The sequence below is a fragment of the Ruminococcus sp. CAG:57 genome (assembly GCF_000435935.1).
Classification (GTDB): Bacteria; Bacillota; Clostridia; order Oscillospirales; family Ruminococcaceae; genus Hominimerdicola; species Hominimerdicola aceti.
In genome coordinates this window covers 1-11968 of the sequence record NZ_FR890715.1, presented here as the reverse complement: position 1 = coordinate 11968, position 11968 = coordinate 1, and the positions used below count along the sequence as shown (strand labels likewise).

Below are 11968 nucleotides of genomic sequence, written 5' to 3'. Positions count from 1 at the left end.
GGCGAATTCAGAATAAAGAAAGGGTATGTCCGGAATATAAGTTTATTTCGCCGTATGTAATGATTAATTATATTGATGGTGAATTAATTGTAAATGATTTCAACGGATTCAGATTTGTGTTTTCACCTGACGACGGAACTTTTGTTAAACGAATTCAAAGTTTAAGACCTTGGTAATCAATTTGTAATTCAGATCTTTAGGGCGACACCGCACAACTACCGCCTAACGGCTTTGTGTACGTCTAACTTGCCAATTTTCCGTTATCTTGCACAGAAACTCCTTGAAGGACGCAAGTATTCCTGCGTCGTTTCTATACAATTGGTAATTTCAGACCAATGAATCTGGAGCAAATTCTTTTTGAATTCCCGGTGGTGTTTCTGAAGCAATTTCGGATACCGTTAAATTGTCTGAAGTGAAAGTCACGCGTTTAAATTGAGAGGAGAATATCAGTATATGGCTTATAAGGATACTATAACTAAATACGATATAAACTAAAAAATATACATGAGTTAATGAAACTGTTAAAAGGCGAATACCCTGTTCATGCGTTTGTTAGTCCTATGGATGTAGGAGAACTTCTTCTGCCTTTGTACGAGTTGTATTTACGGCTTTTACAGGTAAATGATGTAACCTGAAAGCCTAACTTTTGAATTATTATTTGAAAATGAAAAAAAATATCCCCTCCAAAGCATTTGCCTTGGAGGGGATTAACTATATGCGTTTTACTGTGGCTTCTTAACGTCTGTCATGACTTCTTTAAGTCCTGTTGCAAGACCTGCTATACCCTGTATCTCACTTGGTATAATAATCTTTGTAGCCTTGCCGTCTGCTGCCTTAGCAAATGCTTCAAGGCTCTTGAGCTGGATTACCTGCTCGTTAGGGTTAGCAGCATTCAGCTTGACGATACTCTCGGCAATCGCCTTCTGTACCATGTCGATAGCTTGCGCTTCACCTTCTGCCTCAAGTATCTTCTGCTCCTTGACAGCGTCTGCACGAAGTATCATAGACTGCTTCTCAGCTTCGGCTGCAAGTATCTGTGACTCCTTGTCTGCCTGTGCTCTGAGTATCTTAGATTCTTTCTCACCCTCTGCAACAAGCACCTGAGATTTCTTCTCAGCCTCTGCCTGAATGACCTTTTCACGTCTTTCACGGTCAGCTTTCATCTGCTTTTCCATTGCGTCCTGAATTTCTCTTGGCGGAAGAATATTCTTAAGCTCAACTCTCTGCACCTTGATGCCCCACCTATCTGTGGCTTCATCAAGAATTGCTGTGATCCTTGTGTTGATAATGTCACGGGAAGTGAGCGTAGCCTCAAGATCAAGGTCACCAACAATGTTTCTGAGTGTTGTTGCCGTCAGATTTTCAATAGCTGAGATAGGTCTCTCAACGCCGTATGTGAACTGCATTGCGTTTGTTATCTGGAAGAACACAACAGTGTCTATCTGCATTGTTACATTATCCTTTGTGATAACTGACTGTGGCTTGAAGTCAACTACCTGCTCTTTGATAGATACTCTCTTTGCAACTCGGTCGATAAAAGGTACTTTTACGTGAAGTCCCGTTCCCCATGCCGCATGAAAAGCTCCAAGTCTTTCAACTACAAATACATATGCCTGTGGTACTATCTTGATGTTGCTGATAACAATGATTATAAGCAATACGATGATAGCAAGTACGATATAAATTCCAGGTTCCATTATATGCCTCCTAAAAAAATAAGTTTATGTAAGCTGTTACTTTTCTTCTGAAACTATCAGCTTTGCACCGTCAATACGCACGACCTTCACTGGTGTGCCTTCTGAGATCTTTGAGCCGTCCTCAGTTCTTGCTGCCCAATCTGTGCCCTCAAGAGTGACCCTGCCTTTGTTCACAGAGTTATCTATAGGCTCAATAACTATTGCAGTTTTTCCCACATCAAGCTCGTAATTTGTTGCAACTGGCTTGTTCTGGAGCTTCTTGACCACAGGTCTTGTAAGCAAAAGAAGTATGATCGAACTTACGACGAATACGATGCACTGTGTAAGGAAAGAAAGCTTAGCTATGGCACAAAACATCGCAATAAGTGCTGCTATAGCAAGCCATATAGACACAAGTGCCGTTCCAGTTGCGACCTCGCATACAACAAAGAACACGAAAGCTAAAGCCCAGAAAACTATTTTGAGTGTAGCCATTGTCATATGATACCCCCTGTTCCTCTCATTTATTTAAGATTCATTATAACATATTATTTTAAAATTTACAATAGCTAAGACACAATATTTTTGCTTTTTTACCTTTAATCTTCAATGATTTTACATTGACCGTAACATATTTTATTAGCTGTACACTAATATATATATGTTGATGCTACTACATAAAGAAAAAAGTATTTCTAAAAGATAGTTATATAAAAAAATTACAGTAAAAGCGGTAACCCGCTGGAGGTAACCGCTTTTACTATTTGTGTAATTATACGTTGTCACTGAAATAAACATCATACCAAACAAGGAATGAGAACACTGTCCAAATCTTTCTTGAATAGTCATATTTGCCTGCACGGTGATCGTCAAGAAGCTGTACAAGCTTATCTGTATGGAAGAACTGTGCTGACTGAGGAGAAGTAAACTTATCCTTTACTATATTATAATACTTATCTTCTTTCAGCCATACCCTGATAGGAACAGGGAAGCCGAGCTTCTTTTTCTTAGCTGTCTGTGGAGGGCAAGCCTGAAGTGCAGCAAGACGCATTGCATACTTCGTTTCAGTTTCAGTAACTCTGTCCTTTACAGGTATCTGCTCTGCAAGCTCCATTACCTTTCTGTCAAGGAACGGTACACGAAGCTCAAGAGAGTGAGCCATGCTCATTTTATCCGCCTTAAGAAGAATATCACCTGTCATCCAAAGGTGCAGGTCAATGTACTGCATCTGCGTTACCTGATCCTGATCTCTTACCTTATCGTAGAAAGGCTTTGTGATAGCCATAGCGTCGGGAGCGTTTGTTTTTATGCTCAGAATGTCCTTACGCTCTTTCTCAGAGAAGATGTATGCGTTACCAATAAATCTCTCATCAAGATCCTTAGAGCCTCTTATAAGATAGTTTATGCCGTGCTTATGAGGCAGTTTATCAGCAACTGCACCAACAGCCTTTCTGATAGGTCTTGGTATCTTAAAGTAGCTTGCCATATCAGCAGGGTTGTGATAGATGTTGTATCCGCCGAATATCTCGTCTGCACCCTCGCCTGAAAGCACTGCCTTGACCTTTTCTGATGCAATCTGACATACGAAGAATAGAGCCACAGCCGCAGGGTCTGCGAGAGGTTCGTCCATGTGATACTGTATCTTTGAAAGACTGTTCCAGTATTCCTCAGGGCTGATGACCTTTGAGAAATTCTCCTTGTGGATATACTTTGAAAATTCCTTAGCATAACCTATCTCGTTGTATTTCTCGTCCTCTCCGAAGCCCACAGTAAAGGTCTTGTCAACGTTAGCAACAGCGGCAACATAGCTCGAGTCAACACCGCTTGAAAGGAATGAGCCTACCTCAACGTCAGCAAACTTGTGTACCTCAACAGAGTTCTTGAAAGTGTCAGATATCCTATTCACCCAATCCTCTAAAGAAGGACCATTGTCAGCATGAAACTTAACTTCCCAATATCTTCTTACGTTCATCTCGCCGTTCTTGTATGTAAAGCAGTGAGCGGCAGGGAGCTTGTAAACATTTTTGAAGAAAGTTTCTGTTGTAGGAGAATACTGGAATGTGAGATAAGTTTCAAGAACGTCTGTGTTAAGTTCCTTCTTGAAATGAGGGTGGTCAAGAAAACTCTTTATCTCAGAACCCCACATAAGAGTTTCGCCCATTTTTGCGTAGTAAAGAGGCTTGATACCGAAGAAATCTCTTGCACCGAAAACCTCATTTGTATTCTTGTTGAAGATAACGAATGCAAACATTCCTCTCAGCTTGTCAAGCATATTCTCGCCCCACTGCTCATAGCCGTGGATAAGCACCTCTGAGTCGGTCTGTGTATAGAACTTGTGACCAGACGCTACAAGCTCCTCACGGAGATCCTTGTAGTTGTATATCTCACCGTTGAATGTAAGTACCAACGACTTATCTTCATTGAAGATAGGCTGGCTACCTTGATCTGAAAGGTCGATGATCGAAAGTCGGCGGAAACCCATTGCGATCTGCTCGTCAACATATTTTCCGTCAGAGTCAGGACCTCTATGTTTTATTCTATCCATCATTTTTCCAAGAACTATGGAAGCGTCATTGATTTTATTTGTAAATCCAACAAAACCGCACATATAAAAGCCTCATTTCTGTTAAATCAAATTGCCTGTATCTTAGATAATACAGCCGCTTGTCGCCTAGTGAACGTCAAGCAATATAATATTTATTATACACTATATGCGTCTTTTTTGCAAGGGGTAAAAACAAAAATTAAACAATAAAAGAAATTGTCTTTTGTGCATTTATCACATGGCAGTGTGTATGGTATAAAAATATCTGCGATTTTGTCATTTTGGCTTGAAAAAGGCAGAGGGATATAGTATAATGGTATTAAAATCATATTTTGGAGAAGATCTTATGAACGATAACAAAAAGAAGAAAAATGGTTATAGATTGGATATTGTGTTGATAGTGAGTTTTTTTGTGATGCTTATATCTTTCTGTGCCTACATGATGAATACTACTCTCGAAGAGGTACTTGAAAATGAAACAGGCAGCTCTGTAGTCACACATGATTACACTTACGAGAGTGCTGAGAGCAGTTCAGCAGCATAGTGCAAAATTTAAAAGCTTGACAAGTTAAAGTACTTTACGTGCTTGCTGAATTCACCTATTTACGACATTCAAGAGGTGTGGAGCAGCACTTGAAAATGCATAAGACGACAAGTTAGCTCACTTTACAGCATCAAGAACTGGACTATATTGTATTATGCGTTGTAAAGTTCGACTACATTACAGATAAAAGCATTTTACTTGACACCTAAAATCAATATCTGACGAAAATGTGACTTTGTGCATTTAATACAAATAACAAAGTCACATTTTGTTGTATAACGCCTTGACTTTACGTCACTTATACTATATACTTGTATTAAGCACTGCTTTTTATACAATATGTTGTGATTTGCGGTACGAGTTGTGAGAATAAAAAAATATAAGGATAAATCGGGAAAATCGGAGGCGGTATTGTGATAATCAAGATAAAAAAGCGTGACGGACGTACTGTAACTTTCAATATTGAGAAAATAGCTGGCGCTATATACAAGGCGGCTCAGTCTGTGGGCAAGGATAACTATGAGGAAGCTTTGGAGCTTTCGGGTAAAGTTGTTGATAAGCTTATGGAAAAACACCTTGATATGCCTACTGTTGAAGAGATTCAGGATTGCGTTGAGCGTGTACTTATCGAGGAGGGCATGGCTGATACTGCAAAAAGTTATATACTCTACCGCTCAAACAGGACTCGTGCAAGAGAAATGAATACCCGTCTTATGAAAGTTTATGAGGATCTTACTTTCCAATCAGCGAAAGATAACGATTTGAAGCGTGAGAATGCTAATATAGACGGCGATACCGCAATGGGTACAATGCTTAAATACGGATCTGTGGGTGCAAAGGAGTTCAATGAGATGTATGTTCTTGCTCCTGAGCATTCAAAGGCTCATCAGGAGGGCGATATCCACATTCATGATCTTGATTTTTATACACTGACTACCACTTGCACTCAGATAGACCTTACAAAGCTTTTTGATAAGGGTTTTTCTACAGGTCATGGCTTTTTGCGTACACCAAATGATATACAAAGCTATGCGGCGCTTGCCTGCATTGCGATACAATCCAATCAGAACGACCAGCATGGTGGTCAATCTCTTCCAAAGTTCGATTATGATATGGCTGAGGGCGTAAGAAAGACATTCAGACACCGCTATCGTGACAATATCGGCAGGGGTCTTGCTCTCCTTGGTGAAGTTTCTGATGCTCAGAGCATTGCAAAGAAAATAACTGAAATGCTTGACGAGCAGGGCTTAAAGGTTACACTCGCCAATGATAACGGCTATCAAGAGGCTGAAGCACAGTTCCTTGTGAATTTTGTTGACGCACCTATAGTGAAGAAGATACAGAGTTTTGCATATAAAAACTCTTTGAAAGAAACTGACAGAGCTACATATCAGGCAATGGAAGCGCTTATCCATAATCTTAATACCATGAACTCCCGTGCAGGCGCTCAAACGCCTTTCAGCTCCATAAATTATGGTACTGATACTTCTATCGAGGGCAGACTTGTTATAAAGAATATTCTTCTTGCAGAGGAAGCAGGACTTGGCAATGGTGAAACGCCTATTTTCCCTATACATATTTTCAAGATAAAAGAGGGCGTGAACTTTGATCCTGATGACCCGAACTATGACCTTTTCAAGCTCGCCTGCCGTGTATCAGCGAAGCGTCTTTTCCCGAATTTTTCATTTATCGACGCTCCTTTCAATCTACAGTATTATAAAGAGGGCAATCCTGACACTGAGATAGCTTACATGGGTTGCCGCACAAGAGTTATCGGTAACGCATATGACCCTACTCGTGAGATAGTGACAGGAAGAGGAAATCTCTCTTTTACTACCATTAATCTCCCTAGACTTGGCATAAAAGCACAGCGTAATATCGGTGCTTTCTTTGACAGCCTTGATGAGCTTATGGATCTTTGTATCGACCAGCTTATGCACAGATTTAAGATACAGTGTTCAAAGCGTGTGAGAAATTATCCGTTTCTCATGGGTCAGGGCATATGGCTCGATTCAGAGAAGCTTACGGCTGACGATACACTTGAAGAAGTGCTAAAGCATGGCACGCTTTCAGTGGGCTTTATCGGTCTTGCTGAGTGTCTTAAAGTGCTTACTGGCAAGCACCATGGTGAAAGTGAAGAAGCAAGAGAGCTTGGCTTGGAGATAATCTCGCGTATGAGAGCAAGAATGGACGAGGAAACAAAGCGTACTGGTCTTAACTTCTCGTTGCTTGCAACGCCTGCTGAGGGACTTTCTGGCAGATTTGTTAAAATGGATAAAGAACGTTATGGTGAGATAGCAGGAGTTACGGACAGAGAATATTATACTAATTCTTTCCATGTGCCTGTTTACTATCCGATAACAGCGTTTGAGAAACTTAAAATAGAAGCTCCTTACCATGCTCTTACAAATGCAGGCCATATAAGCTATATCGAGCTTGACGGCGATCCGCTGAACAATCTTTCTGCATTCGAGAAAGTCGTAAGATATATGAAAGAAGTTGGCATAGGCTACGGCTCAATAAACCATCCTGTTGACCGTGATCCTGTTTGCGGATATACTGGAATAATAGGTGACAAATGCCCGAAGTGTGGACGTTCTGAGGCTGAACACAGCAAGGTGATACATGAGAGGATACCTCGTGCAAAAGCCTGCTGTGAGGGTGACAATTAGCCATGAAGCTTAGGATAGCAGGCACTGTCGGTGAATCTATCGTAGACGGACCGGGTTTTAGGTTCACTATTTTTACGCAGGGCTGTCCACACGGCTGTGAGGGTTGTCACAATCCGCAGACACATGATTTTAACGGTGGAATTGTCGTTGATACAGACCAGCTTTACAATGAGATAATAAAAGACCCGCTTCTTGACGGTGTGACGTTCAGTGGCGGTGAGCCTTTCTGTCAGTGCAAACCGTTAGTAGAACTTGCAGGAAGGATAAAAGCCTTTAATAGATTTCCGCTGAATGTCATATCTTTCACTGGATATACTTATGAATATCTTATAGCCAATGCTGATGATAATAACGGCTATCTTGAGCTGCTGCAACAGCTTGATTATCTTGTTGACGGACCATTTATTCTGTCACAGCGAAGCCTTGAGTTGAAATTTATGGGCAGCAAAAATCAGCGTTTTATTGATGTACAAAGGTCCTTGAAAGAGGGCAGAGCAGTAGTCGTTGAACCATATTGAACATAGAAAAGCGAGTTTCATGATGTTGAAACTCGCTTTTATTTATACCAAAAGACCTCCGCAATCGTTAAACTACGGAGGTCAAATTAATTATTTCTCAGGCTCTATTACCTCAACATCTTTTGGGTCGAGAGTTTCTGCATTATCAGCCTCGGCTGCTCTCTTTACTGCTTCTTCCTGTGACTTTTTCAAAGCTTCCTGTATGTCCTCGCCAAGAAAATCAGGGAGTGACATTCCTGCTTGCTTGAACAGATCGTTCAGCGGAGGAACTGACTGCATAAGTCCGCTTAGAAAGTTTGCTGTCGAGCCTTTTCCGTCTGCACCTGCGCCTGTATCCCACACGGTTATCTTGTCTATCTTAATGTTCTTGATAGCTTCTACCTGAATAGAGATAAGCTCTTCAAGCTTATCAGCAACTATGAGTTTGACGGCTGCATTAGCATCTCCGCCTGCTGCTTCAACAAGCTTTCTCATACCTTCTGCCTGCTTTGTGAGTATTTCCTGATTGCCCTTTGCTTCAGCTTCCATTTTTGCAAAGATAGCATCGGCCTCACCCTTTGCTTTACGTCTTACTACCTCAGCCTGTGCTTCAGCTTCGATCTCGGCCTGCTGCTTTGAGATCTGAGCCTTTACGATAACATCGGCGGTCTGTGTAGCCTTTTCAAGTTCGGCTCTCGTCTGCTCGGCGGATTGCTGAGCTATGTAAGCTTCCTGCTTTGCCTTTGCTGCCTGAACAGCTTCAGCGGCTGTAGCCTGTCTGAGAGCTTCCGCTTCACGCTCACGTCTGAGGGCTTCTGACTGTGCAACCTCTATCTTGGCCTGGTTCTCACCGTCGATAGCAGAAGCGTTTGCAGCAGCAACTTGGATACGCTGGTCTTTCTGAGCGTTTGCCTGACCGATCTCACCGTCTCTGTGTTTTTCGGCAACTGACTTCTTAGCGTCATTGATAGCCTTTGCAGCAGCTTCTTTACCGAGAGCTTCCAGATATCCAGACTCATCTGTAATATCCGTTACGTTTACGTTGATAAGCTTAAGACCTATCTTTTTAAGCTCTATCTCAACATTATTTGATACCGCGAGCAGAAATTTATCTCTGTCCGAGTTTATTTCCTCGATATCCATTGTTGCGATAATAAGTCTCAACTGACCGAATATGATATCCTTAGCAAGCTCCTGTATCTCAATGAGTTTAAGACCGAGAAGTCTTTCAGCAGCGTTTTGCATAACGCCTGGTTCTGTCGAGATACCAACAGTAAATCTTGACGGAACATCAATTCTGATGTTCTGCTTTGAAAGAGCGTTTTTTAGATCCACATTTATGGATATAGGAGTAAGATCCATATACTCATAAGATTGGATTATTGGCACGATAAATGCCGCACCGCCGTGGATACATCTTGCGCTTCTTGCTTGACCATTCTTGTCTGTTCCTACTTTACCATAGATAACAAGCACCTTATCAGACGGACATTTTCTGTAGCGTGACAGTATCGCCATAATTGCCGCAAAAAGCACAACGACTATCACGCAGATGATGATTACTGGTTCCATAATTTTTCCTCCCACACAAATAATATTATAATAACCTCAAGACGGGTCATTCACAGAATCTTTATGTTTAGCACCCCTTTGTTCTATCAATTCTTTTATTTTTCTATTACGACAGTATCTCCTTGCAAATCGATAATGCGAACCTGAGTTCCTGTCTTTATAAGCTCATCACCATTGTTTATTGCAGTGACTTCTCTTAGCTGTCCGTTTATCATAACATTTACTTTACCAAGCCCATGGTCTTTAGGAGGGCAGGGGATATAAACAGTAGCAGTTTCTCCTATAGCATTTTTATAATCAGCCGTACCGTTTTCAGCAAGTTTTGCAGAAAGTTGAACTATCTTTGCTACAAGAAGCATGGTCGCCAGACCCAGAACAAAGCCGATAACTGTAGACAGTGCTGGATAAACACCTGAGCTTACAAGAACGATAGATGACCAGCTAAACACAGTGAAAAAAGCAACTATGGTCTGAAGCGTGAACATTCTCATAGAAGCAAAATCCGCAGGGTTTCCGCCGTCTACGTTGTGGTCACAGCCGATATCATGTGTACAGTGACCAATATCCACATCTCCGTGACCGCTGATGTTGGTATCAACATCAAGATCAAGACCTGACGTGTCGCTGAAATCGTGACCACTTCCACCATCATGAAAACCGAACATAGAAAGCAAAGTCTGCACAAGCAGTATAAGCGTTGACGGAAACGCTATACAATACAGCACTTTAAGTAAAAGCGACAAACCGTCCCACCATTCATTCATATAGCTTACACCTCCAATGTAAATATTATTTACGTTTATTATATACTCATTTATCTTATTTGTCAATAGATTTTCGATAATAATTAAAATTATTTTTTATTAGATATGGCTTAGCAAAAAAAATTGTAAATTTTTCGTTAAACACTTGAAATCTGTTTTACTTTCTGCTATCATATAAGTAAATAAAATTTACAGTAAATAAAGTGAGGCGATATAATGGAGAACAATACTCTCGGCAAGAGGATAAAAGAGGCAAGGCTTGCAAAGAAAATGACCCAAAGCGAGGTAGTGGGTGATTTTATAACCCGCAATATGCTTAGTCAGATAGAGAGTGGCTCAGCAACGCCGTCGGTAAAGACCCTTGAATATCTCTGCAAGGTGTTGGAGATAGAGCCTAATGCCCTTCTGCCTGATGAAAACGACTCCAAAAACGCCCCTGACGCAGAGTGCTATATCAGTATACGGAAAGAATTTATAAACAAGAACTATAAGGCTGTTATAGAGTATGACGCTGATGACGAATTTTCAGATGAGATATGTGCGCTTAAGGCGAAAGCTTGCCTTATGGTGGCTAGGGAGTATTCAGGCTCTGACAGTGCCACGGATCTTCAAAAGGCGATAGACCTTGCCAAGCAGGCTTCTGAACTTTCAAAGCGTGGTATTTTTGCAGATGAAAGCGTTAAAAGCAAGGCTGACGAGCTTTTGAAAGCTAAAGCTAAGCGTCTTAGCGACTATTACAGAAGTCTTTTGTAGGGTATAGTCATGGAATTTGTTATCATAGCCACGGTTGTTCTTGTGCTTGCCATGTGTCTTGGCGCAGATTTTGTTATAGTTCCTATAATGTTAATTGTTTTTCTTGTCGTCCTGCTACTGGTTATTTTTGGTTTATTTGTATACTCTGCTGTAAAACTTACTGGAACGAAAAGCGTGAAAGGAAAGTTTGTGCGTTTCGGCAGGGCAGAGGGCAAGAAATTTGATACAGCGTTTTACAAGGTTAGTGATAGTGAGTATCCAAACGTATTCCCATGTGAGGTAGTAATGCGCTCAAAGATATACATACCCGATAAGGTCTGTAGGCTCAGATATGACGGCAAAAGAAATGAAGTTTTTGACCTGAATGCAGTTTGCTGTGTGATATTTGGACTTGTTCTTAGCAGCGTATCGGCGGTGATGATGATACTTTTTCTACTAACAGTGATAGGCGTGAATTGAATGATTTTAGGCAGTAGGTTAGCTTGCTTAATATAGTATAGCAATAAATAAAAAAAGGGGTGTAAAACTTGATCGATCTTGATGATTTTTGGTATATAGTCAGGTCGCAACATTATACCAAAAGAGAAATGGAAATAATATATGGCAATTTGGAATACGTTCCGCCAAAGCAAATAGATAAACTTTGGGATAAGGCTGTAGACAAATGGGGCGATTGGCAAGCTGCACAGCACATAGCTAAGAAATATGATGATGACGGATATCTTCGCAAGAAGAAATAGCACAAACAAAAATAAGCTGCTACAGAAAAACTGTGGCAGCTTATCCTATTTGAATAGTCCTAATTTTAACCTATCAATATCGGCTTCTGATATCTGTTTGTACGAATCCATACTTATTCAGTCTATGTCACCTTACTCCCTCAATAACTCCCTTATCCATTTCATGCACAGTATCGCACAGCACTGAGATGTCCTCCGCAGAGTG

11 protein-coding genes are annotated in these 11968 nt (G+C 41.0%); 6 read left to right on the top strand and 5 right to left on the bottom strand.

All coding sequences use genetic code 11. The features are described 5' to 3' along the window. Positions 1-722 precede the first annotated feature (722 nt). The 3 genes from QVO88_RS04570 to asnB form a co-directional block, all read right to left on the bottom strand. The gene (locus QVO88_RS04570; RefSeq protein ID WP_022287345.1) at positions 723-1697 is read right to left on the bottom strand and encodes an SPFH domain-containing protein; all 975 of its coding nucleotides are present in this window, start codon (positions 1695-1697) and stop codon (positions 723-725) included. Positions 1698-1733: 36 nt separating this feature from the next. Then, positions 1734-2177 (bottom strand): NfeD family protein, encoded by a 444-nt coding sequence (locus QVO88_RS04565; protein WP_022287344.1) that lies wholly within the window; start codon positions 2175-2177, stop codon positions 1734-1736. A gap of 271 nt (positions 2178-2448) precedes the next feature. Then, positions 2449-4284: an asparagine synthase (glutamine-hydrolyzing) gene (asnB, locus tag QVO88_RS04560; RefSeq protein ID WP_022287343.1), complete on the bottom strand. Its 1836-nt coding sequence runs from the start codon at positions 4282-4284 to the stop codon at positions 2449-2451. Between the two features lie 283 nt (positions 4285-4567). On the opposite strand from asnB, the gene QVO88_RS04555 reads away from it, so the two are divergent. The 3 genes from QVO88_RS04555 (at position 4568) to nrdG (ending at position 7955) form a co-directional block, all read left to right on the top strand. Further along, positions 4568-4765, top strand: coding sequence for a hypothetical protein (locus tag QVO88_RS04555; protein ID WP_022287342.1), 198 nt, complete (start codon positions 4568-4570; stop codon positions 4763-4765). Between the two features lie 413 nt (positions 4766-5178). Then, a complete protein-coding gene (locus tag QVO88_RS04550; RefSeq protein ID WP_022287341.1) occupies positions 5179-7437 on the top strand; it encodes an anaerobic ribonucleoside triphosphate reductase in 2259 nt (752 codons plus the stop codon). Between the two features lie 2 nt (positions 7438-7439). After that, positions 7440-7955: an anaerobic ribonucleoside-triphosphate reductase activating protein gene (gene nrdG, locus QVO88_RS04545; protein WP_022287340.1), complete on the top strand. Its 516-nt coding sequence runs from the start codon at positions 7440-7442 to the stop codon at positions 7953-7955. 90 nt (positions 7956-8045) lie between these two features. On the opposite strand, the gene QVO88_RS04540 is transcribed toward nrdG, so the two are convergent. Both QVO88_RS04540 and QVO88_RS04535 read right to left on the bottom strand, forming a co-directional pair. After that, positions 8046-9506: a flotillin family protein gene (locus QVO88_RS04540; protein WP_022287339.1), complete on the bottom strand. Its 1461-nt coding sequence runs from the start codon at positions 9504-9506 to the stop codon at positions 8046-8048. 95 nt (positions 9507-9601) lie between these two features. Beyond that, complete coding sequence (locus QVO88_RS04535) at positions 9602-10270, bottom strand: NfeD family protein (RefSeq protein ID WP_022287338.1); 669 nt, start codon at positions 10268-10270, stop codon at positions 9602-9604. A 216-nt stretch (positions 10271-10486) separates the two neighbouring features. Between QVO88_RS04535 and QVO88_RS04530 the strand changes: the two genes are divergently transcribed. The 3 genes from QVO88_RS04530 (at position 10487) to QVO88_RS04520 (ending at position 11763) form a co-directional block, all read left to right on the top strand. Then, the gene (locus QVO88_RS04530) at positions 10487-11023 is read left to right on the top strand and encodes a helix-turn-helix domain-containing protein (protein ID WP_022287337.1); all 537 of its coding nucleotides are present in this window, start codon (positions 10487-10489) and stop codon (positions 11021-11023) included. Positions 11024-11197: 174 nt separating this feature from the next. Continuing rightward, complete coding sequence (locus QVO88_RS04525; RefSeq protein ID WP_138337588.1) at positions 11198-11482, top strand: hypothetical protein; 285 nt, start codon at positions 11198-11200, stop codon at positions 11480-11482. Positions 11483-11610: 128 nt separating this feature from the next. Continuing rightward, entirely contained in the window at positions 11611-11763 is a 153-nt protein-coding gene (locus QVO88_RS04520) for a hypothetical protein (protein WP_288177780.1), read from the top strand. Positions 11764-11968: the final 205 nt, after the last annotated feature.